Source organism: Streptomyces sp. NPDC005799, assembly GCF_040630525.1.
In the GTDB taxonomy this organism is placed as follows: Bacteria; Actinomycetota; Actinomycetes; order Streptomycetales; family Streptomycetaceae; genus Streptomyces; species Streptomyces griseorubiginosus_B.
On the sequence record NZ_JBEXXQ010000027.1, the window covers coordinates 1 to 21,865 of the forward strand.

21 protein-coding genes and 2 tRNA genes are annotated in these 21,865 nt (G+C 70.7%); 12 read left to right on the forward strand and 11 right to left on the reverse strand.

The window, feature by feature from the left end; translation table 11 throughout:
* The 3 genes from ABZ453_RS25525 to ABZ453_RS25535 all read left to right on the forward strand — a co-directional run.
* Positions 1–992, forward strand: a 992-nt coding sequence (locus ABZ453_RS25525) for an AIM24 family protein (protein WP_359018049.1), incomplete at its 5' end; no start/stop codon positions are given.
* A gap of 11 nt (positions 993–1,003) precedes the next feature.
* Positions 1,004–1,684 (forward strand): AIM24 family protein, encoded by a 681-nt coding sequence (locus ABZ453_RS25530; protein ID WP_359018051.1) that lies wholly within the window; start codon positions 1,004–1,006, stop codon positions 1,682–1,684.
* A gap of 18 nt (positions 1,685–1,702) precedes the next feature.
* Positions 1,703–2,458, forward strand: coding sequence for an AIM24 family protein (locus ABZ453_RS25535; RefSeq protein WP_359018053.1), 756 nt, complete (start codon positions 1,703–1,705; stop codon positions 2,456–2,458).
* Positions 2,459–2,513: 55 nt separating this feature from the next.
* Here the strand turns inward: ABZ453_RS25535 and ABZ453_RS25540 are convergent, their stop codons facing one another.
* Together ABZ453_RS25540 and ABZ453_RS25545 are read right to left on the reverse strand one after the other, a co-directional pair.
* A complete protein-coding gene (locus ABZ453_RS25540; RefSeq protein ID WP_359018055.1) occupies positions 2,514–3,035 on the reverse strand; it encodes an NUDIX hydrolase in 522 nt (173 codons plus the stop codon).
* A complete protein-coding gene (locus ABZ453_RS25545; RefSeq protein WP_208785499.1) occupies positions 3,032–4,456 on the reverse strand; it encodes a zinc-dependent metalloprotease in 1,425 nt (474 codons plus the stop codon). Before ABZ453_RS25545 ends, ABZ453_RS25540 begins: the two co-directional genes overlap by 4 nt.
* 192 nt (positions 4,457–4,648) lie before the next feature.
* Here ABZ453_RS25545 and ABZ453_RS25550 point away from each other — a divergent pair, with 192 nt between their 5' ends.
* The 4 genes from ABZ453_RS25550 to ABZ453_RS25565 all read left to right on the forward strand — a co-directional run bounded on the left by ABZ453_RS25550 (position 4,649) and on the right by ABZ453_RS25565 (position 7,903).
* The gene (locus ABZ453_RS25550) at positions 4,649–5,761 is read left to right on the forward strand and encodes an SDR family oxidoreductase (protein WP_359018057.1); all 1,113 of its coding nucleotides are present in this window, start codon (positions 4,649–4,651) and stop codon (positions 5,759–5,761) included.
* A 99-nt stretch (positions 5,762–5,860) separates the two neighbouring features.
* Positions 5,861–6,319 carry a molybdenum cofactor biosynthesis protein MoaE gene (locus ABZ453_RS25555; protein ID WP_133044530.1) on the forward strand — a complete coding sequence of 153 codons (459 nt, stop codon included), beginning with the start codon at positions 5,861–5,863 and terminating at the stop codon, positions 6,317–6,319.
* 270 nt (positions 6,320–6,589) lie between these two features.
* Positions 6,590–6,754: a hypothetical protein gene (locus tag ABZ453_RS25560; protein WP_359018060.1), complete on the forward strand. Its 165-nt coding sequence runs from the start codon at positions 6,590–6,592 to the stop codon at positions 6,752–6,754.
* Positions 6,755–6,805: 51 nt separating this feature from the next.
* The gene (locus tag ABZ453_RS25565; protein WP_359018062.1) at positions 6,806–7,903 is read left to right on the forward strand and encodes a PDZ domain-containing protein; all 1,098 of its coding nucleotides are present in this window, start codon (positions 6,806–6,808) and stop codon (positions 7,901–7,903) included.
* 73 nt (positions 7,904–7,976) lie between these two features.
* Here the strand turns inward: ABZ453_RS25565 and ABZ453_RS25570 are convergent, their stop codons facing one another.
* The gene (locus tag ABZ453_RS25570) at positions 7,977–8,519 is read right to left on the reverse strand and encodes a PPA1309 family protein (protein WP_359018064.1); all 543 of its coding nucleotides are present in this window, start codon (positions 8,517–8,519) and stop codon (positions 7,977–7,979) included.
* Between the two features lie 166 nt (positions 8,520–8,685).
* On the opposite strand from ABZ453_RS25570, the gene ABZ453_RS25575 reads away from it, so the two are divergent.
* From ABZ453_RS25575 to ABZ453_RS25590, 4 genes are all read left to right on the forward strand, one after another.
* Positions 8,686–11,622 carry a UPF0182 family protein gene (locus ABZ453_RS25575; RefSeq protein WP_359018252.1) on the forward strand — a complete coding sequence of 979 codons (2,937 nt, stop codon included), beginning with the start codon at positions 8,686–8,688 and terminating at the stop codon, positions 11,620–11,622.
* A gap of 43 nt (positions 11,623–11,665) precedes the next feature.
* A tRNA-Met gene (locus ABZ453_RS25580) sits at positions 11,666–11,739 on the forward strand.
* A 205-nt stretch (positions 11,740–11,944) separates the two neighbouring features.
* Positions 11,945–13,753 (forward strand): tetratricopeptide repeat protein, encoded by a 1,809-nt coding sequence (locus ABZ453_RS25585; protein ID WP_359018066.1) that lies wholly within the window; start codon positions 11,945–11,947, stop codon positions 13,751–13,753.
* Between the two features lie 80 nt (positions 13,754–13,833).
* Positions 13,834–13,907, forward strand: a tRNA-Met gene (locus tag ABZ453_RS25590).
* A 59-nt stretch (positions 13,908–13,966) separates the two neighbouring features.
* Here the strand turns inward: ABZ453_RS25590 and ABZ453_RS25595 are convergent.
* The 6 genes from ABZ453_RS25595 to hisN form a co-directional block, all read right to left on the reverse strand.
* Positions 13,967–15,112, reverse strand: a complete 1,146-nt coding sequence (locus ABZ453_RS25595; protein ID WP_359018068.1) for an ABC transporter substrate-binding protein — start codon at positions 15,110–15,112, stop codon at positions 13,967–13,969.
* A complete protein-coding gene (locus tag ABZ453_RS25600; protein ID WP_359018070.1) occupies positions 15,109–15,975 on the reverse strand; it encodes an ABC transporter permease in 867 nt (288 codons plus the stop codon). Before ABZ453_RS25600 ends, ABZ453_RS25595 begins: the two co-directional genes overlap by 4 nt.
* Positions 15,972–16,703 carry an ABC transporter ATP-binding protein gene (locus ABZ453_RS25605; RefSeq protein WP_359018254.1) on the reverse strand — a complete coding sequence of 244 codons (732 nt, stop codon included), beginning with the start codon at positions 16,701–16,703 and terminating at the stop codon, positions 15,972–15,974. The genes ABZ453_RS25600 and ABZ453_RS25605 overlap by 4 nt, the downstream gene beginning before the upstream one ends.
* Positions 16,704–16,975: 272 nt before the next feature.
* Positions 16,976–17,392 carry a Fur family transcriptional regulator gene (locus tag ABZ453_RS25610; RefSeq protein WP_359018072.1) on the reverse strand — a complete coding sequence of 139 codons (417 nt, stop codon included), beginning with the start codon at positions 17,390–17,392 and terminating at the stop codon, positions 16,976–16,978.
* 70 nt (positions 17,393–17,462) lie between these two features.
* Positions 17,463–17,861, reverse strand: coding sequence for a CBS domain-containing protein (locus ABZ453_RS25615; protein ID WP_208784550.1), 399 nt, complete (start codon positions 17,859–17,861; stop codon positions 17,463–17,465).
* Between the two features lie 180 nt (positions 17,862–18,041).
* Entirely contained in the window at positions 18,042–18,842 is an 801-nt protein-coding gene (hisN, locus tag ABZ453_RS25620) for a histidinol-phosphatase (protein ID WP_359018074.1), read from the reverse strand.
* Positions 18,843–19,081: 239 nt separating this feature from the next.
* On the opposite strand from hisN, the gene ABZ453_RS25625 reads away from it, so the two are divergent.
* Entirely contained in the window at positions 19,082–19,690 is a 609-nt protein-coding gene (locus ABZ453_RS25625; protein WP_359018077.1) for a helix-turn-helix domain-containing protein, read from the forward strand.
* 750 nt (positions 19,691–20,440) lie between these two features.
* On the opposite strand, the gene ABZ453_RS25630 is transcribed toward ABZ453_RS25625, so the two are convergent.
* Both ABZ453_RS25630 and rsgA read right to left on the reverse strand, forming a co-directional pair.
* Complete coding sequence (locus tag ABZ453_RS25630; protein WP_133044537.1) at positions 20,441–20,764, reverse strand: multidrug efflux SMR transporter; 324 nt, start codon at positions 20,762–20,764, stop codon at positions 20,441–20,443.
* A 76-nt stretch (positions 20,765–20,840) separates the two neighbouring features.
* A complete protein-coding gene (rsgA, locus tag ABZ453_RS25635; protein WP_359018080.1) occupies positions 20,841–21,851 on the reverse strand; it encodes a ribosome small subunit-dependent GTPase A in 1,011 nt (336 codons plus the stop codon).
* Positions 21,852–21,865: the final 14 nt, after the last annotated feature.

The window sequence follows — 21,865 nt, forward strand, 5'->3', positions numbered from 1 at the left end:
ACGTGCACGCCGCGCCCACCCAAGTCGCGCCGATGAGCCCGCCCGGCGTCGCCCCGGTCCCGCCCCCGGCCCCCGCGCCCGCGCCCTATGGCCACCCGCCCCAGCAGCAGCCGTACGGACAGCCCCCCGGCCAGACCGCCCCGCCTCCGCCCGGCTACGGCCAGCCCCAAGCTCCCCAGGCCCCCGCCCCGCCGCCCGGTTACGGCCAGCCGACCCCGCCTCCGGGGTACGGCCAGCCGACCCCGCCCCCCGGTTACGGACAGCAGCCGCCCTTCGGGCAGGTCCCTGGACAGCAGGCGTACGGCGTCCCGCAGGGCGCTCCCCAGGGTGGTGCCGGTGTCGGGGCCGCGCTGCAGATGTTCAAGGAGACGCCCACCGGGCAGCGCTGGACCCTGCAGAACAGCAAGCTGGTCCGTGTCGACCTCGGCGTCGGCGGCCAGCCAGTGCTCGCGCGTCAGGGCAGCATGGTGCTCTACCAGGGCAAGGTCGACTTCGCCTACAAGGGCGCCGGCATCATGGGCCGGGTGGTGGGCAACGCGACCGGCCAGGAGATGCAGCTGATGCGCTGCACCGGCCAGGGGCAGGTGTTCCTCGCCGAGCAGGCCACCTATCTGCACCCCGTCGAACTCCAGGGCGACGCGATCTGCGTGTCCGCCGAGAACGTCCTCGCCTTCGACGAGGGCCTCCAGTACGAGGTCCGCCGGATCGAGGGACACGGCATCCCCGGGGGCGCGCTGTTCACGATGCAGTTCCAGGGCACGGGCACGCTCGTGGTCAAGACGCACGGCACGCCCGTGGCGCTGCCGGTCACGCCGACCACGTTCGCCGACGCCAACGCCGTGGTCGCCTGGTCGGCCGCCGCCCAGGTGATCGTCTCCAGCCAGGTCCGGATGCGGCGCAACGCCTATCCGGGCGACACCGGGGAGAGCGTCAACCTGCAGTTCCGGGGCGCTCCCGGCAACTTCATCGTCGTCCAGCCGTACGAGGTCTGAGGGAGCCCGTCATGAACCAGCCGCTCGCGGGCTTCGCCCCCGCACCCGTCACCACCCGTATGGACACCCACGGCGACCACATGCTCAAGGTCGCCATGCAGACCGGACAGGACCTCTTCGCGCGCGTGGGCTCGATGATCGCCTACGAGGGCTTCATCCAGTACGAGCCCAACCCGCCGGCCGTGCGCCAGATCGCCCGGGACTGGATCACCGGCGAGGGCGCGCCCCTGATGAAGTGCTCCGGCGACGGGCTGCTCTACCTCGCCGACTACGGGGCAAACGTCGTCGTCATCAACCTGGGCGGTGACGGCATCTCCGTCAACGCCACCAACCTCCTCGCCTTCGACGCCCACCTCACCTGGGGCGTGGAGCGGGTCAAGGGGCTCGCGAAGTTCGCCGGGCAGGGCCTGTGGAACACCAAGATCTCCGGGCAGGGCTGGGTCGCGCTGACCTCCCGGGGCAAGCCGATCGTCGTCGACTGCGGCGGCGGCGAGGACGAGACATACGTCGACCCGGACGCGCTCGTCGCCTGGTCCCCGAACCTCAAGGTGAAGGGCAAGCGCAGCTTCAAGGCGCAGTCACTGATCGGCCGCGGCAGCGGCGAGGCCTACCAGATGGCCTTCTCCGGTCAGGGCATCGTCGTCGTCCAGCCCAGTGAGGACAGCACCGACCGCCTGCGGTTCCGGGGCTGAGGGGGAGCCAGAAACGCCATGCAGAGTCCGCTTTTCGCCTTCAACGACTCGCAGTCCCAGGAGCGCTACAGCCTGCAGAACAAGCAGCTGCTGCGCGTCGCCCTGCAGGGCCACGACGACATCCTGGCCCGCAAGGGCACCATGGTCGCCTACCAGGGGCTCGTCGAGTTCGACGCCGAGTACCAGAGCAACCAGCAGGCACGCGCGCGTGCCTACACCGGCGAGGGCCTGAGCCTGATGCGCTGCCACGGGCAGGGCACGGTGTACTTCGCCAACCTCGCCCAGCACATCCATGTGGTGGACGTCGATCAGGACGGTCTCACCGTCGACAGCGGCTACGTCCTCGCGATGGACTCCTCGCTGCACCACGAGGTCATCGCCGTCGACAGCCTCTACGGCATCTCCGGCTCGGGGAAGTACCAGCTGAACATCACCGGCCGCGGCAAGGTCGCCCTGATGACCTCGGGGGCGCCCCTGATGATGCAGGTGACGCCCGACAAGTACGTCAACTGCGACGCCGACGCCATCGTCGCCTGGTCGACCGGGCTGCGGGTGCAGATGCAGGCCCAGACGCACTCCTCCGGGGTGTGGCGGCGCCGAGGCAACACCGGTGAGGGCTGGGAGCTCAGCTTCATGGGCAGCGGCTTCGCGCTGGTCCAGCCGAGCGAGTTGCTGCCGCCGCAGAACGCGCACATCGGGCAGGGCCTCGCCGCGCAGTACGGCATGGGGCAGCACGGGGTGCGCGCGCAGAACCAGGGGAACGTCTGGAGCTGAGCGTCCAGGAAGCAGACGTAAGGGGCGCCCGCCATTGCGGGCGCCCTTTACACGTTCACAGCCTGGCGCGCGTCGCCTCGAGCAGACGTACGACGGACTCGTCGGCGACGTCCGCGACCTCGCCGTACGGGAACCATCTGACGTCCAGCGACTCGTCGCTGATCGTGACGTCCGCCTCCGGCGGTGCCAGGACGGCGTACTGCACGTCGAAGTGCCAGTGACACGGCGCCGGGATGGGGTGCCGGTCCAGGCGGACCGGGCCGCCCGGCAGCAGCGTCAGCCCGGTGACACCGGACTCCTCCGTCGCTTCCCGCAGGGCCGCCGCCTCCAGCGACGCGTCCTGCGGCTCGCAGTGGCCGCCCATCTGCAGCCACATCCGCAGCTTGCGGTGCAGCGTCAGCAGGACGCGCTCGCGCGAGGGGTCGATCACCAGGGCGCTCGCCGTGATGTGACCCGCGTGGCACGCCTTCCACAGGCCGTCCGGGTGGGCCGCCAGATGATCCAGATAGGCCTGGCACAGCTCTTCCTGGTCCTCGTACCCCTTCAGGACGAGGACCGCGTCGTCGTACAGGCTCACTCGGAGTCGTCGTCCTTCTTCAGGTCCGGCTTCCCGGCGGAGCCGTCCGCCGCCTCGCCCAGCATCTTGTCCAGCTCGGAGAAGTCCAGCTGCTCGCGGTGGACGAAGCCGTCCGGGTCGTCCAGGTCGGACGCCGTGGGCAGCATGTCCGGGTGCGACCACAGGGCGTCGCGGCCGTCCACCCCACGCGCGTCCGTGAGTGAGGCCCACAGACGGGAGGCGTCCCGCAGCCGGCGCGGACGCAGCTCCAGGCCGATCAGCGTGGCGAACGTCTGCTCGGCCGGGCCGCCCGTCGCACGGCGGCGGCGCAGGGTCTCACGCAGCGCGTCGGCGGACGACAGACGCGGTTTCGCGGCCGCGTGCACCACCGCGTCCACCCAGCCCTCGACGAGCGCCAGAGCCGTCTCCAGACGGGCCAGGGCCGCCTTCTGCTCGGGCGTGTCCTCCGGCTGGAACATTCCCTGCTGGAGGGCGTCCTGCAGCTGCTCCGGGTTCTGCGGGTCGAACTGGCCGACCACGTCCTCGAGCTTGGCCGTGTCGACCTTGATGCCGCGCGCGTACCCGTCGACGGCGCCGAACAGGTGTCCGCGCAGCCACGGCACGTGCGCGAAGAGGCGCTGGTGGGCGGCCTCGCGCAGGGCGAGATACAGCCGCACCTCCTCCTTGGGCACGCCCAGGTCCTTGCCGAACGACTCGATGTTCACCGGCAGCAGGGCCGCCTTGCCGGCCGGGCCGAGCGGCAGGCCGACATCGGTGGAGCCGACGACCTCGCCCGCGAGCACGCCGACGGCCTGCCCGATCTGCGTGCCGAACATGGCGCCGCCCATCGAGCGCATCATGCCGATCAGCGGGCCGGCCATGGCCTGCATCTCCTCCGGCAGGACGTCGCCCATGGCCGCGCCCACGCGCTCCGCGACCGGATCGACGAGCTCCTTCCAGGCCGGCAGGGTCGCCTCGACCCACTCCGCGCGGGACCAGGCCACCGCGGTGCCGGCGCCGGACGGCAGGGACGTCGCGTCGTCCAGCCACAGGTCGGCGAGACGGACGGCCTCCTGGACGGCGTTACGCTCGGCGGGGCCGACGCTCGTGTCCTTCACGCCGTCCGCGGTGCCCTGGGAGACGGTCTGGCGGGCGATCTGCTTGGCCATGTCCCAGTTCACCGGGCCGCCCTCGTACGAGAGCATCTGGCCCAGCTGCTGGAAGGCGGCGCCCAGGTCGGTGGGGTTCAGCGAACCGAACATGGCAGCGAGCGGATTGTCCGCACCGGGGCCGCCAAAGCCCCCGGCGCCGGGCAGCCCGCCGAAACCGAACGGGTTGGCCGGGCCCTGACCACCGCCGCTCTCCTGGTCCTTCTTCTTGCCCTCGTCGCCGTCTTCCGGCTCCTCCGGCGGAAGGCCGAATCCGAATGGGGTGTCACTCACGGGATTCCTCGGCTGGTAAGGCCGCCGGTTGTCTCCGACGGCACGACTGCCCGATAACACCACCCAGCGTAGACACCATGGGCGGTTCGGGCCTCGGTGCTTCGCCGACTCTTGGCCTGCGGCAGGATGGATGCCACCTGGTACGGACGCCTCATGCGCGTTCGTACTGAAGACAACCGCTGGAGACGCCCGGTGAGTTCCCCAGATCCGCAGGTTCGCGCAGCGCGAAACGAGTCAGCCCCGCCAACCGTACGCGGACCCGTCGTCGCGGTCACCGGTGCCGCGTCCGGTATCGGGGCGCTGCTCACGGAGCGGCTCGCCGCGTCGGAGGAGATCAAGCAGGTCGTCGCCATCGACGAGCGGCGCGGCGAGTGCGCGGCGGCGCAGTGGCACATCCTGGACGTGCGGGACCCGGCCATCGCGGACAAGCTGCGCGGCGCGGACGCCGTGGTGCATCTGGCGCTCGACCTGGACCTGGAGAGCGATCCCGCCGCCCGGACGGCGTACAACGTCCGGGGGACGCAGACCGTGCTCACCGCCGCCGCGGCGGCCGGTGTCCACCGGGTCGTGCTGTGCACCTCTGCGATGGTCTACGGCGCGCTGGAGGACAACGAGCTGCCGCTGTCGGAGGACGCGGAGCTGCGCGCCACCGCCGAGGCCACCGGTGTGGGCGACCTCCTGGAGATCGAGCGGCTCGCGCGTCGCGCGCCACGCGCGCATCCCGGGCTCAATGTCACCGTGGTGCGGCCCGCGGTGCTGGTGGGCGGGACCGACACCGCGTTGACGCGGTACTTCGAGTCGCCGCGGCTGCTCGTCGTCGCCGGGTCGCGGCCCGCGTGGCAGTTCTGCCACGTCGAGGACCTGTGCGGCGCCCTGGAGTACGCCGTCCTGGAGAAGGTGGACGGGGAACTCGCCGTGGGGTGCGACGGGTGGCTGGAGCAGGAGGAGGTCGAGGAGCTCAGCGGGATCCGGCGGATGGAGCTGCCCTCCGCGGTGGCGCTGGGCGCCGCGGCCCGGCTGCACCGGATCGGGCTGACGCCGTCCCCGGCGGGGGATCTGGCCTACACGATGTACCCGTGGGTGGTGAGCGGGAGCCGGCTGCACGACGCCGGGTGGCGGCCGCAGTGGACCAACGAGGAGGTGCTCGCGGAGCTGCTGGAGGAGGTCTCCGGCCGGCACACGGTCGCCGGACGGCGGCTCGGCCGCAAGGACGCGACGGCGGCGGGCGCCGCGGGCGCGACGGTGGCCCTGCTGGGCGCGGCGGCGGTCGTGCGGCGGGCCCGCAAGGCGCGGCGGCGGATCTGAGCCGGGTCCCGGGGCTGTAGGAGGCTCCGAGAGGGCACGCGCGTGTGCCTGGTGATCGTCGTATTCCTCGCTGTCACACGCGTGAGGCACGATGGACGTATGGCACCCACATACGACCATCCCGGTGAGCGGGCCGCGGGCGACCCCGTCAAGCTCATCGGCATCCGGGAGACCCCGCTCTCCGTCGACGAGGTCTTCCGGGCCGTCGGTGACGACGCCGCCGGTGGTACGGCGCTGTTCGTGGGGACCGTGCGGAACCACGACGGGGGCGCCGACGTCGACCGGCTCGGTTATTCGTGTCACCCGAGCGCCGAGGCCGAGATGCGGCGGATCGCCGAGAAGGTCGTCGCGGAGTATCCGGTGCGGGCGCTGGCCGCCGTGCACCGGGTCGGTGACCTCCGGGTGGGTGACCTCGCCGTCGTCGTCGCCGTCTCGTGCCCGCACCGGGGCGAGGCCTTCGACGCCTGCCGCAAGCTGATCGACGATCTCAAGCACGAGGTGCCGATCTGGAAGCACCAGACCTTCTCCGACGGCACAGACGAATGGGTCGGCGCGTAGCGCCGTCGGTGAGGGGTGGTGGTCGGGTGACGGGAGGACGGGTCGGCGCGTAGCGCCGTCGGTGAGGGGTGGTGGTCGGGTGACGGGAGGGCGGGTCGGTGCCTGCTGACTCCCTTCGTGGCCTGCTGAGTCTCTTCGGCGTCCGCCGAACCCCCTTCGCCGGTCCTCCGGTTGCGTAACCACACCCCTGCCGTGAGCGTTGTCAGTGCGGATGGTTAATCTGCTGATCAGTCAGTTCTTGCGGTCGCTCACCGGGGTTGGGAGGTCGGCATGGGAGCGCTCGTCTGGTTGTTGATTCCGCTGATGGCCGGGATCGTCGCCGGTCTGTGGGGCAGCTGGGCCACCCGGACCCGGAAGGTGCGCGGCGACGGGCCCGAGCTCGACGGGTACGCGCGCTTCCGCGAGGCCATGGAGAAGTCCCACTCCGGTACATGACAGAGGTGGGGCTGACGGTGCGCTGACAGCGCCGTCCCGTACTGTCTTGGCATGCCACGCCGCACCGCGACGATGCTCGCCTCCACCCTGATGCTGATCGCGCTCCTGTGCGCGGGAGTCTTCATCCCCGTGCCCTACTCGGAGATGTCCCCCGGGCCCACCGTGAACACGCTGGGGGACCACGACGGCGAGCCGGTGCTGCAGATCGCCGGGCACAAGACCTACGCGGCGAGCGGGCATCTGAACATGACCACGGTGCGGGTCACCAGCGCCGACTACAAGATGAACCTCGTCGAGGCCGTCTACGGATGGCTCGCGCACGACTACAAGGTCGTGCCGCACGACACGCTCTACCCGAACGGCAAGACCGAGCAGCAGTCGACCCAGGAGAACGCCGAGGAGTTCAGCCAGTCCCAGGAGAGCGCCAAGGTCGCCGCCCTGAAGGAGCTGAACATCCCGGTGAGGTCCTGGGTGATCGTCTCGACCGTGGTGAAGGACTCGCCGGCCGAGGGCCGACTGCACGCCGGTGACGTCATCAAGGCCGTGGACGGCACCGCCGTCAAGCAGCCCACGGACGTGGCCAAGCTGGTGACCAAACACCAGCCGGGCCAGAACGTCGTCTTCACGGTGGTGCCCGCGAAGGACCAGGCCGCCGCCGAGAAGGCGAACAAGACGGCGACCAGTACCGAGGACATCACGATCAAGACGGCCACCTCGGACGACAGCGACCCCAAGCGGGCCATCGTGGGGATCTCGGCGGGGACCGACCACACCTTCCCGTTCTCGATCGACATCAAGCTCGCCGATGTCGGCGGCCCCAGCGCCGGCCTGATGTTCGCCCTCGGCATCTACGACAAGCTCACCCCGGGCGACCTCACCGGCGGCAAGTTCGTGGCCGGCACCGGCACGATCGACGACACCGGCAAGGTCGGCCCGATCGGCGGCATCGAAATGAAGACCGTCGGCGCGCGCGACAAGGGCGCCCAGTACTTCCTGACCCCGGCCGAGAACTGCGCCGCCGCGGCCAAGGACACCCCCGGCGGGCTCAGGCTCGTCAAGGTGCACACCATCGCGGACGCCCTCGGCGCCCTGAAGGACATCCGCAGCGGTGACACCGCCGCCCTGCCGAAGTGCACGACCAAGGGCTGACAACCGGGTCCGGTACGACGACGGGGGCGCCCTCGCACAGCAGGAGCGCCCCCGTCGTCGTACCCGAAGAGGATCAGTCCTCGAAGGTCGCCGCCAGGGCCTCGGCGAGGCCGGGAACGAGGCCGGAGCCCGTGAGGACCTCCGTCGGCGCGTCCTTCTCGCGCAGCCTGAGGGCCGACTCGCGGGCGCCGTCGCGCAGGACCGCCACCGTCATCCGGACCTCCTGCCGGTCCGGGTGCTCGGCGACCCAGCGGGCGAGCTTGCTGTCGTCCAGGCCTTCCGGGACGGACGCCTCGGCGGACGGCGGCAGCATCAGCCGCTCCACCGTGAGCGCGCAGCCGGCCACCGCGTCGGGCCAGGCGATGGTGGCGAGGAACTCGTCCAGCGGGCTGTTCGCCGGGATCTCGTCCTGCTCGATGGGCGTGAGACCCGAGGACTCCGGCTCGTCGTCCAGGCCGAGCTGGGCGGCGAGAGCCGGTTCCTCGGCCCGCAGCCGAGCGGTGTCTACGAGGGCGAAGAGGCGGGCGGGCTGGTCCCAGCCGAGGCCGGAGGCGTACTCGTCGATCTCGAGCACGGCCCGGGTGAGCGGGCTCGCCGCCATGGGGGTGTTGGACATGGTCACAATCCTGCCTCGTTCATGGCCGGAATCGGGAACCGAGTAAACGGTGAGTAAGTTGCATAGGTGTGGGCCCGCGATCACGGGGGGCCACGGAGGGGCTCACGAACACGCGGGGGCCTGACGAACCGACAGCGACTTCGAGGTGCGCACCTTGGCTTTCCAGATGCCGGACCGCGGCGGAGGCCCGACGGGGCCACGGATCAGAGTGGGCCGCCCGTCCCGGCGAGTCCGGACCCTGCTCATGACACTGGGCGTGCTCGCCGTTCTCGGCATGGCCTTCACCATGTTCGCGGGCTTCTGGACGGACTGGCTCTGGTACCGCTCGGTGAAGTACTCGTCCGTCTTCACCACCACGCTGTGGACGAAGATCGGCCTGTTCTTCGTCTTCGGTGTGCTGATGGCCCTCGCGGTCGGCGTCAACATCTGGCTCGCGCACCGGCTGCGGCCCCCGCTGAGTGCCATGTCCATGGAGCAGCAGAGCCTGGACCGCTACCGGATGGGCATCGCGCCGTACAAGAAGTGGCTGCTGCTCGGGATCACCGCGCTGGTCGGCCTGATCGCCGGTGCCTCCGCCTCCAGTCAGTGGCAGACCTGGCTGATGTGGGTCAACGGCGTGCCCTTCCACCAGAAGGACCCCCAGTTCCATCTCGACGTCTCCTTCTACGCCTTCGACCTGCCCTGGTACCGGTTCCTGCTCGGTTTCGGCTTCGCCGCCGCGATCCTCTCCCTGATCGCCGCCGCGCTCACGCACTACCTGTACGGCGGCCTGAGGATCACCTCCCCGGGCGCGCGCGCCACCGCCGCCGCGACCGGTCATCTCTCCGTGCTGCTCGGCATCTTCGTCGCGCTGAAGGCGGTCGCGTACTGGCTCGACCGGTACGGTCTCGCGGTCAAGTCCAGTGACTTCAAGGCGACCGGCAACTGGACCGGCCTCAGGTACGTCGACGCCAACGCCTATCTGCCGGCGAAGACGATCCTGTTCTGCATCGCCGTCATCTGCGCGGTGCTGTTCTTCGCCACCCTGTGGCGGCGCACCTGGCAGCTGCCCGTGATCGGTTTCGGGCTGATGGTGCTCTCGGCGATCCTGATCGGCGGCCTGTACCCGGCGATCGTGCAGAAGTTCCAGGTCCAGCCCAACGAGCAGGCCAAGGAAGCGCCGTACGTCCAGAAGAACCTCAAGGCGACCCGCGAGGCGTACGGCATCGACGACACCAAGGTGACCGAGTACTCGGGGACGAGCACCACCAAGGACAAGACCAAGCTGCGCGACGACGTCGACTCCACGGCGAGCATCCGCATCCTGGACCCGAACATCGTCTCGCCGACCTTCCAGCAGCTCCAGCAGATCAGGAACTACTACGCGTTCCCGAACAATCTGGACGTCGACCGGTACAGCAAGGACGGCAAGGAGCAGGACACCGTCATCGGTCTGCGGGAGCTGAACCTCAACGGCATCCCGAAGAACAACTGGATCAACGACCACTTCCGTTACACCCATGGCTACGGCGTGGTCGCGGCCAAGGGCACCGAGGTCGAGGACGGCCAGCCCGTCTTCACCGAGTCCGATCTGCCGTCCACGGGTGACCTGGGCGAGTACAAGCAGCAGATCTACTACGGCGAGAAGACCACCACGTACTCGATCGTCGGCGGTCCCCAGAAGGAGATCGACTACTCCGACGACAGCGGCGAGAAGACCACCAGCTACAAGGGCAAGAGCGGGGTCAACCTCGACAACCCGGTCAACCGGGCCGCCTACGCGGTGGCGTTCAACGAGCCGCAGATCTTCTACTCGGGCGCGATCGGCAAGGGTTCGCGGATCCTCTACAACCGCACACCCAAGGAGCGCGTCGAGGCGGTGGCGCCCTGGCTGACCATCGACGGCGACGCCTATCCGGCGGTGGTGGGCGGCCGCATCCAGTGGATCGTCGACGCCTACACGACGACCAACGGCTATCCGTACGCCTCCCGTACGACCTTGGGCGACACGACGGCCGACTCGCTGACCGCGACCAACAACAACCGCGCGGTGGTGGCCCAGCAGAACCAGGTCAACTACATCCGCAACTCGGTGAAGGCGACCGTCGACGCGTACACCGGTGAGGTCAAGCTCTACCAGTGGGACACCGAGGACCCCGTCCTGAAGACCTGGATGAAGGCGTTCCCGGGCACGGTGGAGCCGAAGGCGGACATCTCGCCCGATCTGCAGGCCCACTTCCGCTACCCGCAGGACCTGTTCAAGGTCCAGCGCGAGCTGCTCACCCGCTACCACGTCACCGACGCGCAGACCTTCCTCACCGGCAGCGAGGTGTGGCAGGTGCCGGACGACCCGACCAACAAGTCGGGCAACGCGGTGCCGCCGTACTACCTGAGCATGAAGATGCCCGGGCAGCCCGCGCAGGCGTTCTCGCTGACGACGACCTTCACACCGAACGGCCGGGACAACCTCAGCGCGTTCATGGCGGTCGACGCCGACGCCAGTACCAGTGACTACGGCAAGATCAGAATCCTGAAACTGCCGACGAGCACGACCGTCGACGGACCCAAACAGGTCCAGAGCAAGTTCAACTCCGAGCAGGACATCGCCGCGGCGATCAGACTCCTCAAGGGCGGCGACTCCGACATCGAGTACGGCAACCTGCTGACGGTGCCCCTCGACGGAGGACTGCTCTATGTGGAGCCGGTCTACGTACGCGGTGGTGGACTGAAGTACCCGCTGCTGCGGAAGGTGCTGGTGACCTACGGAGGCAACACCGCCTTCGAGAACACCCTGGACGAGGCCCTCAACAAGGTCTTCGGGGCGCAGAGTTCGACCTCGCCGCCGGACCAGGGGACGACCACCCCGCCGCCGACGTCCAGCAACCCGACGGTCCAACAGGCCCTGAACGACGCCCAGAAGGCCTTCGACGCGGGCCAGGAGGCCCTGAAGAAGAACGACTGGACGGCGTACGGCAAGGCGCAGAAGGACCTCGAGGACGCGCTCAAGCGGGCCGAGGCCGCGCAGTCCCAGGCCGACAGGACCAGCGGCAACGGCAACAAGAGCGGGAGCAGTGCCAAGCCCGGCAGCAGTCCCAGCCCGAGCGGCAGTTCGGGCGGCGGCTGATCAACTGCCCCTCCCGCGTCGTGATACGGTTGCCGAACAACGACGCGGGGTGGAGCAGCTCGGTAGCTCGCTGGGCTCATAACCCAGAGGTCGCAGGTTCAAATCCTGTCCCCGCTACTGCAGTCGAAGGCCCGGATCCTCAAAGGATCCGGGCCTTCGTGATGTGCGAACGGATGTGCCGGGGGAGGGGACCGCCGTGCCGCCTCGGGGAGTCGCGTGCCGTGTGTTTGACTTGTCTCTCTGTGGGCATGTCGACAAAACGCTGAAGTGACCTCACTGGCTGCGGTATACCAGGTGTACCCAGGTTGCAGGTGGTGCGACGATGGACGTTATGGGGGACAAGGCAACTCTGTTCGAGACAGGGCGATTTGTGCAGCCATCCCAGGGGGACGCGGGGGAGGCTGCTGAAGAGGCTGCCGAGGAACTGCGTCAGCGGCTCGCCGCCGAGACCGGCGACGTCGAGGCGATGAGTGTTCTCGGGGCCATGCTGCTGCGCCGCGGCGATCTCGACGGAGCCGAGCCCCATCTGCGTGCCGCCACCGCCGCGGGCGACCGTGCCGCCGCCAACAACCTGGGAGTCCTGCTGCACCAGCGCGGCTACGCCGAGGAGGCGGCCGGCTGGTGGCGGATCGCCGCCGTCGCCGGATCCGCCGCGGCCGCGCACGCGCTGGGCCGCCACCACCGCGAGCGCGGCGACGAGCCCGCCGCCGAGTACTGGCTGCGGCAGTCCGCCGAGCAGGGCCACCCCCTCGGGGCGTACGCGCTCGCCGACCTGCTGGAGCACCGCGGGGACGGCGGGGCCGAGGAGTGGATGCGGGCCGCCGCCGAGCGCGGGCACCGGGAGGCCGCGTACCGGCTGGCGCGCGTGCTCGATCGCAGAGCGGTCGACGAGGGCGAGGACGGGGCCGACAACGGTGTCGCGCCGCTGGAGGAGGCCGAGCGGTTCTACCGCCAGGCCGCCGCGCGTGGACACCGCCGGGCCGCGCTGCAACTCGGGGCGATCCTGGAGAAGCGCGGCGAGCTCAAGGAGGCCGGGCGCTGGTATCTGACCTCCGCCAAGGACGGCGAGGCGCGGGCCGCCTGCGCGCTGGGCTTCCTGCTGCGTGACGCCGGGGACACCGAGAGCGCCGCCGTGTGGTGGCTCAGGGCCGCGCAGGAGGGGGACGGCAACGCGGCCAACGCGCTGGGGGCGCTGCACGCCGAGCGCGGGGAGCCGCAGACCGCCGAGCGGTGGTACCGGGCCGCGATGGACGCCGGCGATGTGAACGGCGCCTACAACCTCGGGCTGCTCTGCGCCGAGCAGGGACGGACCGCGCAGGCCGAGCAGTGGTACCGGCGGGCCGCGTACGCCGGGCACCGGGAGGCGGCGAACGCGCTGGCCATCCTGCTGCTGCAGGGCGGCGACACGGCCGGTGCCGAGCCGTGGTTCTCCAAGGCGGCCGAGGCGGGGAGCGTGGACGCCGCGTTCAACCTGGGGATCCTGTACGCCGGGCGGGGCGAGGACGTCGTCGCGCTGCGGTGGTACGAGCGTGCCGCGGCCGCCGGGCACACCGAGGCGGCGCTGCAGGTCGGCATCGCTCGGCTGCGCGACGGGGACGAGACGGCGGCCGAGCGGCATCTGCGGTGCGCGGCCGGCGGCGGCAGCGCCGAGGCCGCGTACCGGCTGGCGACCGTGCTGGACGCCCGGCGGCCGCCGGAGCCGGCGCACGAGCTGGGCGAGACGGTGCACGAGAAGACCGAGTGCGAGGAGTGGTACGAGCGGGCGGCTTCCCAGGGGCACCGGCGGGCGCAGGTGCGGGTCGGGATGATGGCGGCGGCTCGGGGGGACGTCGTGGAGGCGGCGCGGTGGTACCGGCTGGCCGCGGAGGCCGGGTCGCGCAACGGAGCCTTCAATCTGGGGCTGCTGCTGGCCCGGGAGGGGAGCGAGCCGGAGGCCGCCGTGTGGTGGACGCGGGCCGCTGACGCCGGGCACGGGCGGGCGGCGCTGCGGCTGGCCCTCGTCTACGCGCGTCGGGGCGAGCTGGCGGAGGGACAGCGGTGGGCCGATCGCGCGGTGTCGCTGGGGCCGGGGGAGGTCTCGGAGCGGGCGGCCCGCTTGCGGGACGCGTTGCGGGAGGAGCTCTCCGCATGAGGCCGGGGGCCGGGACGAGAGCGCTGGTCGTAAGCGATTTGCTTCCCCTGGTGTCGCTGACGTAATGTTGCGTTCACCGACGCGGGGTGGAGCAGCTCGGTAGCTCGCTGGGCTCATAACCCAGAGGTCGCAGGTTCAAATCCTGTCCCCGCTACTGATGGCCGAGGGGCCGGAATCCAGAGATGGGTTCCGGCCCCTCGGCGTTTCCCACGGTCAGGGCGTGTGGCCCACCGCTTCCTCGTAGTAGGCGCGGTCCACGATCCTGGGTTCGGGGACGGCGGAGCCCTCCGTGGCGCCCTGGGTGACGTACGCGGACTGGAGGCGGTTCGTCGTGCCCTTGCGGATCTCCCAGTCCATGCGGAGGGGCGGGGTGGACCTCAGGACGGACTCGTCGGTCTTGAGCAGCTTCGCCAGGTAGGTGACGAAGGTCTCGTTCTGTTTGTAGTCCGAGGCGAAGTATGTGTTCACCGTGCGGATGTAGGCCCTGAGGAGGGCCATCCCGGCGTCCACGTCGTCCCGCAGCAGTGTGCGGCCGTAGAGCATGCCGCCGAGGGGCTCGCCGAGCGGCTGGCCGCCCAGGAAGGCGTATCCCCGCTCGCCGTCGACCTTGCGCCAGACCGGGTCCAGCAGCCATGCCGAGTCCACGCCGCCGTTCTGCAGGGCCGTGAGCACGTCCGCCGAGCCCAGCTGGCGGTACCGGATGCTGTCGAGGCCGCCTTGGTGCCCGGCCAACGCCTTCTGCATGGGGTACGCGATCACGGAGCCCTTGCCGATCATCGTCCCCAGCGAGCGGCCGGCCAGCTTCACCCCGGCCGCCGTCTCGCCCTTCTTCAGCCGCACCCACAGGCCGCTCTTCGACTTCGGGTCGGGGGAGAAGTTCCCGGCGACCCACCTGATGTCGAAGCCGCCCTTGATGCCATTCATCACGGCCGCCTCCGGAGCCGCCCACAGCGCGTCGATGTCGCCCTTGGCGAGCAGGGGCAGCGCCTCCGGCGTGGGCAGGACCTTGAGGGTGACGTCCAGCCCCTCCGCCTTGAACTCGCCCTTGTCCAGGGCGACTTCGAGGGGTGCCACATACTCCGCGCTGAGTGTGCCCGTCGCGATCGTCAGCTTTCGCGTCGTGGACAGGGGGCGCGCGGCAGGAGCGCGCGGTGCGCAGCGGGCCGGTGCGCGGGCGGCGGAGAGGTCGGCCGGGTCCGTCCAGGAGGACGGACCGCAGCCGTCGACCGGGCGGATCGTGCGACCGGCGGCCGGGTCCGCCCCGGTGTCGTCCTTCGGTGTCGCCGAGCAGGCCGCCGACACCAGCAGCGCGGCCACCGCCAGCGCGGCGCCGTACCCACGGGGTGTCCGTCCGCTCATGACTGGCCCCTTCCTCTGTCCCTCGGTGCCCACGGAGTCAACAACCGGCCCAGCACGCGCACCAGTTCGGAGAACAGCACGCCCAGGACGGCCACGCAGACGATGCCCACGAACATCACGTCGTTCTGGAACAGCGCCCGCGAGTCGAAGATCAGGTGACCGAGGCCGTCCGTCGCGGCGATCTGTTCCGAGGCGACGATCACCAGTACGGCCACGCCCGCCGCGATCCGCGCGCCCACCAGCACCGAGGGGAGGGAGGCGGGCAGCAGGACGTGGCGGAACATCTGCCAGGGGGAGGCGCCGAAGACCCGGCCCGCGTCCCGGTGGCCCGACGGGATCGCGATGACGGCCGACATCGTGGAGATCCAGACGAAGAAGAAGACGGTCGTCGCCACGAGCGCCACCTGTGGGCCCTCGCCCAGGCCGAACATGTTCAGGAAGACGGGCAGCAGGGCGAGTTTGGGGACCACGTAGAGGGCGTCGAGGAGGGGCTCCAGGGCGGCCCTGACCAGGGAGAGCGAGCCCATCAGGAGGCCGAGCGCGTAGCCCGTCGCGGTGCCGATCGCATAGCCGGCCAGGACGCGTCTGAGGGTCGCCCACACGTCCGGCCACAGATCGCCGGCCGCGGCGCGGTCCCAGCCGTCGGAGAGGATGGTGGAGGGAGCCGGGTAGACGCGGGGGTCGATCCATGCCCGGGCGGCGGCCAGTTGCCACAGCAGGATCAGCAGGGCGGGTACGGCCACGGCCAGGGAGAGTTCCAGGGCTCGTCGGCGGCGGTGGGTCCGGACCGGGTGGAGTTCCCCGGGGCCCGGACGGCGGACCAGTACCGGCTCGGGGTCCTTGCCGGGGGCGATCGTCGTCATGCCGGTGCGGCCTCCTTGCGCAGCAGGTCCCACAGTTCGCTCTTCAGGGCCGCGAACTCCGGCGCGGCGCGCACTTCTCCGGTGCGCGGGCGCGGGAACGGCGGGCGGTGCTCGGCGATGATCCGGCCGGGGCGCGCGGACATCACCAGGACGCGGTCGCCGAGGACGAGCGCCTCCTCCAGGCTGTGCGTGATGAACAGGGTCGTGGTCCGCAACGCCTGGGTCAGCTCCAGGAGTTCGTCCTGGAGGATGGTGCGGAGCTGGGCGTCCAGCGCCGCGAAAGGCTCGTCCATGAGCAGGAGTTCGGGTTCCACGGCCAGGGCGCGGGCGATCGCCACGCGCTGGCGCATACCGCCGGAGAGCGTCGCCGGATAGGCGTCGGCGAAGTCGGCCAGGCCCATGCGGGCGAGCCACCCGTCGGTGCGGGCATCGGCCTCGCGGCGCGCAAGGCGCTGGAGGTCCAGGCCGAAGCGGACGTTGGCGCGGATGCTCTTCCAGTCGTAGATGCCGTAGTCCTGGAAGATCATGGCCGCGGGGCGGCGGCTCGTCGTCCGGATGCGCAACTCGCCCCTGCTGGGGCGCAGCAGACCCGCCGCGATGCGCAGCAGCGTGGACTTGCCGCAGCCGGACGGGCCGACGACGCACACGAACTCGCCGGTGGCGACGGACAGATCGAGGGGGCCGAGCGCGTCGACCGTGCGGGGGGTCCGGCCGAAGACGCGGGTCAGGCCGGAGGCTTGGAGTTTCGGTGCCGGTGCCGGTGCCGGTGCTCGTGCCGGTCTCGGTTCCGGTTCACGTCTCGGTTCCGGTTCCGGTTCCGTTTTCGGCTTCGGTTTTGGATACGGCTCTCCCACGGTGTCTCCTTGCGGAGTGCGGAACGGACGTGTGGGTGTCGTACGGACGGGTGCCGACGACGATATGACGATCCGTCAGATTCGGGAAGCCTGTAGGCAGCACGAAGCCCCGGCACCAGAGCGGTGCCGGGGCTTCGGAAGTGCGGTTACGCGGACGCGCAGTTCGGGCAGACGCCGCGATAGGTGACCTCGACGTCCGAGACCGTGAAGCCGAAGCGCTCGGAGTCGGGGAGGTCGGCGAGCGGGTTGCCGCTCGGGTGGACGTCCTTGATGGCGCCGCAGCGGGCGCAGACCAGGTGGTGGTGCGGCCGGTGTGCGTTCGGGTCGTAGCGCTTGGCCCGCTTGTCCGTGGCGACCTCGAGGACCTCGCCGAGGGAGACCAGCTCGCCGAGCGTGTTGTAGACGGTCGCCCGGGAGATCTCGGGCAGCCTGGCGACGGCTCTGGCGTGGACCTCGTCGGCGGTCAGGTGTACGTGCTCGCCGTCGAGGACCTCGGCCACGACGCGCCGCTGCGCGGTCATCCGCCATCCGCGTCCGCGCAGCCGTTCCAGAAGGTCGCTCATACGATCCAGCCTAACAGAAAGGGACCAGGTCGCGAACGGGTGTGATTTTAGACGGGGTCTAATCGGCGGTCTAGGGAAGGGTGGCCATCTGCTGCCGGGCCGGCGCCCAGCAGCGGATGATGTCGCGGACCGAGACGATGCCGACGGTCTCGCCGCGCTCCAGCACGATGAGGTGGCGGAAGCCGCCGTGCGCCATGGCGCGAGCCGCCTCCTCCAGGGTCCAGGACGGTGCGGCGAAGACGACGTCGGTGGTGGTGTGGGCGTGGGCGCGCTCCGTGTCGGGGTCCTGGCCGAGGCCGACCGCGTTGAGGATGTCCCGTTCGGTGAGGATGCCGATGCCGCCGGCGTCGGGGTCGAGGACCACGGCCGCGCCGACGCGGCGCGCCGACATCAGGGCGGCCGCCTGGCGGAGGGTGTGTGCGGGGCCGATGGTGAGGACCACCGTGCTCATGGCGTCGCGGACGAGCATGGTTTCGAGCCACCTCCTGATGGAATCCGTCTCCGTCGGGCTCCCGGTGCCCGATAGTTCAGGGATTCACAAGTTCACAAGTGGGGGGACTCTCAGAGTGGCAGGTAAAGCGGGGGTCAACAAGGGGGCGCGGGCGGCCGATTGAGGGCGTGCGCGCTCATCTGTGTGTTTCGGTCTGCCTCAGTAGCGCTGGTTGAGATACCCCAGCAACTCGTCGTGCAGCAGGCCGTTCGACGCGGCCGCGTTGCCGCTGTGTGGGCCGGGGCGGCCGTCGAGGCCGGTGAAGGTGCCGCCGGCCTCCGTCACGATGATCGCGTTGGCGGCCATGTCCCACAGGGACAGCTCCGGCTCCGCGCAGATGTCGACCGCGCCCTCCGCGACCAGCATGTACGGCCAGAAATCGCCGTACGCGCGCGTGCGCCACACCTCGCGGGTCAGGTCCAGGAAGCCGCCCAGCCGCCCCTGATCCTCCCAGCCGCTCAGCGAGGAGTACGCGAACGAGGCGTCCGTCAGCTTCGAGACCCGCGAGACGTGCAGCCGGGAGGACGAGGACAGGCTGCGGCCGGAGAAGGCGCCGTGGCCCTTCGCGGCCCACCAGCGGCGTCCGAGCGCGGGGGCGGAGACGACGCCGACGACGGGCTGGAAGCCGGTGTCGCCGGCCTCCATCAGGGAGATCAGGGTGGCCCAGACGGGGACGCCGCGTACGTAGTTCTTGGTGCCGTCGATCGGGTCGATCACCCAGCGCCTCGGGCCGGTGCCCTGGATGCCGTACTCCTCGCCGAGGACCGCGTCGCGGGGGCGGGCGCGCTGGAGCTGGCCGCGGATGAGTTCCTCCGCGGCCTTGTCCGCCTCGCTCACCGGGGTCATGTCCGGTTTCGTCTCGACCTTGAGGTCGAGGGCCTTGAAACGGTCCATGGTCGCCGCGTCGGCGGCGTCCGCGAGGACGTGGGCGAAGCGGAGGTCGTCGAGGTAGTCCGGCATGTGACGAACGGTATCCGGCGTGGTCGGTGCGGGGCCATAGGGGCCGACGGGTGATCGGTGCCGGACGGTGCCGGACGGTGCGGGGATTGGGGCTCGGGGGAGAGAGCGCGCGGAGTCGGGAGTCGGGTTGTTCCGGGGGTGTACGGGCCGAAGGGCGCCCCCGCGTACGTCCGCGAACCCTTGACAGTGCTTCCGTCCGCGTCAAACCTGGGCGCAGAGCCGCTCGCCCCAGGGAGGCGATGATGCCTGCAGCGCGGGAATCCCTACTGGACGCCGCGTACTCGGCGCTGGCGCGCCGGCCGTGGTCCGCTGTGCGGATGGTGGACGTGGCCGCGGCGGCCGGAGTGTCCCGGCAGACCCTCTACAACGAGTTCGGCAGCAAGGAGGGGCTCGCCCGGGCGCTGGTCAGAAGGGAGGCGGACGGCTATCTCGCCGGGGTCGAACGGGCCCTCGCCACCCCCGCCGACGCCCGTGACCGGCTCACCGCCACCGCCGAGTGGACGGCGTCGGCGGCCCGGGAGAACGCGCTGGTACGGGCCATGCTGACCGGCTGCTGGAGCGAACGGCTGCCGTCGCCGACCCTGTCCGCCGTGCCGTCCTCCTCGGCCGTGCCGGCGCAGCGCCGGGCGGACGGTCCGTTACCGTCACCCGGCGACTTCGTGGCGATGGTCCGCGACCGGGCCGTGGCGGTGCTGGCGGGACCCGGCGCGGCCAAGCCGGACACGGCCGAACTGGCCCGCTCCTGCGAACTCGTCGTCCGTCTCGCCTTGTCCTGCGTCGCGGCCCCGCCGAGCGAGGGCAACGTCGCGGACCTGGTCCGCACGGCCCTACCCCGGCAGGCGGTCTAGCCGCCACGCTGCGCCGGGCGTGCCCCGCCAGACAGTCCAGCCGCGCAGTCGGGTGGGTCATGCCTGGTCAGGCGTGCTGGATGCGCACTCCGGTGGATTCTGCGCGGCCAGGGGGGCGAGCTGCGCGTCGGGTGGGTGGTGCTTGGTCGGGGGTGCTGGATGCGCGGTCGGGTGGGTGGTGCTTGGTCGGGCGTGCTGGATGCGTGCTCCGGTGGGTTCTGCGTGGCCGGGCGGTTTAGCTGCGCGGTCGGCTAGGTCGTGCCTGGTCGGGCAATTCAGCTGCGCAGTCGCTCGGGTGGTGCTTGGTCAGGCGGTTCGCCGCGCGGTCGGGTAGGTCGTGCCTGGTCGGGCGGGCTGGATACACAGCCGGGTCGGTCGTGCCTGGTCTGGCGTCGAGGTGGGCACTTCGGTGGGCCTCGGCTGGTCTGGCGTCTGTGGTGGGCAGTCCGGTGGGCCTCGGCTGGTCTGGCGTCTGTGGTGGGCAGTCCGGTGGGCCTCGGCTGGTCTGGCGTCGAGGTGGGCACTCCCGTGGGCCTCGGCTGGTCTGGCGTCTTGGTGGGCGCTCCCCGTGGGCCTCGGCTGGTCTGGCGTCGAGGTGGGCGCTCCCGTGGGACTTGCTCGGTCGGGCGGTCCAGGTGTGCCTCCGTGGCCCCTGCCGCGTCCGCCCCGCGGTGAAGCCGTCCGGTCAGTGAGTCGGGAGGGAGTCGTGGGCGGGCGGTGCGTGGTGCGGCCGACGCGGCGGTGGGTGGGCTAGTGCGCCGATCCTGAGAGCTGGAGCCCAATCACGCCGATGATGACGAAGCTGATCGAGACGATCTTGAGGGTGGAGACCAGGTCGCCGAGGAAGATCATGCCGTAGATCGCCGTGCCCGCCGCGCCGATCCCGGTCCACACGGCGTAGGCGGGGCCGACGTCGAGTTTCTTCAGGGAGAGGGTGAGCAGGCCGAAGCTGCCGAGGGCGAAGCAGCAGAACGCGATCGTGGGCCAGAGCCGGGTGAATCCGTGGGAGAGCTTGAGGCACACGGCGAAGCCGGTCTCGAGTATCCCGGCCACGATGACCAGCAGCCACGCCATGTGCTGTCCTCCCGTATGTCCAGCTCGGTGCGATTATGCACTTACCGAGCTGACCTACGGCCAAACAACGCGGTGGTCAGTCGCCTTCCTTGCGCTCGCGGGTCGCCAGCAGCCGGCGGAGGGAGTAGAGGCGCGCGGGATCGGCGTGACCCTCGGCGACCCATGCGTCCAGCGCGCAGTCGGGTTCGTCGTGGCTGCACGCGCGCGGGCAGTCCACCGTGCCGGGTTCGAGGTCCGGGAAGGCGTGGATGACCCGGGACGGATCGATGTGCGCGAGGCCGAACGACCGCACGCCCGGGGTGTCGATCACCCAGCCGTCGTCCCCGGCGAGGGGGAGGGCCAGCGCCGAGGTGGTGGTGTGCCTGCCGCGGCCTGTCACCGCGTTGACATGGCCCGTCAGACGTCTGCGGTCCTCCGGGACCAGCGCGTTGACCAACGTCGTCTTGCCCACGCCCGAGTGGCCCACGAACGCCGTGATCTTGCCGTCCAGCTGCTCGCGCACTCGGTCCGCCGCGCCGCCGTTCTCCAGTTCCTCGCGGCTGGTGACCACGTAGGGGATGTCGAGGTCGCCGTACAGCTCCAGGAGCTTGTCGGGCGGGGCGAGGTCCGACTTGGTCAGGACCAGCAGGGGGTCCAGGCCGCCGTCGTAGGCCGCGACCAGGCAGCGGTCGATGAGGCGCGGACGGGGTTCGGGATCGGCGAGGGCCGTGACGATGGCTAGCTGGTCGGCGTTCGCCACCACCACACGCTCGTACGGGTCGTCGTCGTCGGCCGTCCGCCGCAGCACCGAGCTGCGCTCCTCGATGCGGACGATGCGGGCCAGGGTGTCCTTCTTGCCGGACAGGTCGCCGACGAGGGCCACCCGGTCGCCCACGATCGCCGCCTTGCGGCCCAGTTCGCGGGCTTTCATCGCCATGACGATCCGGTCGTCCATGAGGACGGTCAGCCGTCCCCGGTCGACGGTGAGCACCATGCCCTCGGCCGCGTCCTCGTGCGCGGGGCGGATGTTGGTGCGGGGTCGGGTGCCCTTGCGGTTCGGGCGGCTGCGGATGTCGTCCTCGTCGGTGTGCTTGCCGTAGCGGCGCATGACTGTCCTCGCTG

Excerpts from the sequence above, each read along its gene's own strand:
- ABZ453_RS25530 (WP_359018051.1), top strand. The coding sequence starts at position 1,004 with ATGAACCAGCCGCTCGCGGGCTTCGCCCCCGCACCCGTCACCACCCGT.
- ABZ453_RS25535 (WP_359018053.1), top strand. The coding sequence starts at position 1,703 with ATGCAGAGTCCGCTTTTCGCCTTCAACGACTCGCAGTCCCAGGAGCGC.
- ABZ453_RS25555 (WP_133044530.1), top strand. The coding sequence starts at position 5,861 with ATGGCACCCACATACGACCATCCCGGTGAGCGGGCCGCGGGCGACCCC.
- ABZ453_RS25560 (WP_359018060.1), top strand. The coding sequence starts at position 6,590 with ATGGGAGCGCTCGTCTGGTTGTTGATTCCGCTGATGGCCGGGATCGTC.
- ABZ453_RS25565 (WP_359018062.1), top strand. The coding sequence starts at position 6,806 with ATGCCACGCCGCACCGCGACGATGCTCGCCTCCACCCTGATGCTGATC.
- ABZ453_RS25570 (WP_359018064.1), bottom strand. The coding sequence starts at position 8,519 with ATGTCCAACACCCCCATGGCGGCGAGCCCGCTCACCCGGGCCGTGCTC.
- ABZ453_RS25575 (WP_359018252.1), top strand. The coding sequence starts at position 8,686 with ATGCCGGACCGCGGCGGAGGCCCGACGGGGCCACGGATCAGAGTGGGC.
- ABZ453_RS25585 (WP_359018066.1), top strand. The coding sequence starts at position 11,945 with ATGGACGTTATGGGGGACAAGGCAACTCTGTTCGAGACAGGGCGATTT.
- ABZ453_RS25595 (WP_359018068.1), bottom strand. The coding sequence starts at position 15,112 with ATGAGCGGACGGACACCCCGTGGGTACGGCGCCGCGCTGGCGGTGGCC.
- ABZ453_RS25600 (WP_359018070.1), bottom strand. The coding sequence starts at position 15,975 with ATGACGACGATCGCCCCCGGCAAGGACCCCGAGCCGGTACTGGTCCGC.
- ABZ453_RS25610 (WP_359018072.1), bottom strand. The coding sequence starts at position 17,392 with ATGAGCGACCTTCTGGAACGGCTGCGCGGACGCGGATGGCGGATGACC.
- ABZ453_RS25615 (WP_208784550.1), bottom strand. The coding sequence starts at position 17,861 with ATGCTCGTCCGCGACGCCATGAGCACGGTGGTCCTCACCATCGGCCCC.
- hisN (WP_359018074.1), bottom strand. The coding sequence starts at position 18,842 with ATGCCGGACTACCTCGACGACCTCCGCTTCGCCCACGTCCTCGCGGAC.
- ABZ453_RS25625 (WP_359018077.1), top strand. The coding sequence starts at position 19,082 with ATGATGCCTGCAGCGCGGGAATCCCTACTGGACGCCGCGTACTCGGCG.
- ABZ453_RS25630 (WP_133044537.1), bottom strand. The coding sequence starts at position 20,764 with ATGGCGTGGCTGCTGGTCATCGTGGCCGGGATACTCGAGACCGGCTTC.
- rsgA (WP_359018080.1), bottom strand. The coding sequence starts at position 21,851 with ATGCGCCGCTACGGCAAGCACACCGACGAGGACGACATCCGCAGCCGC.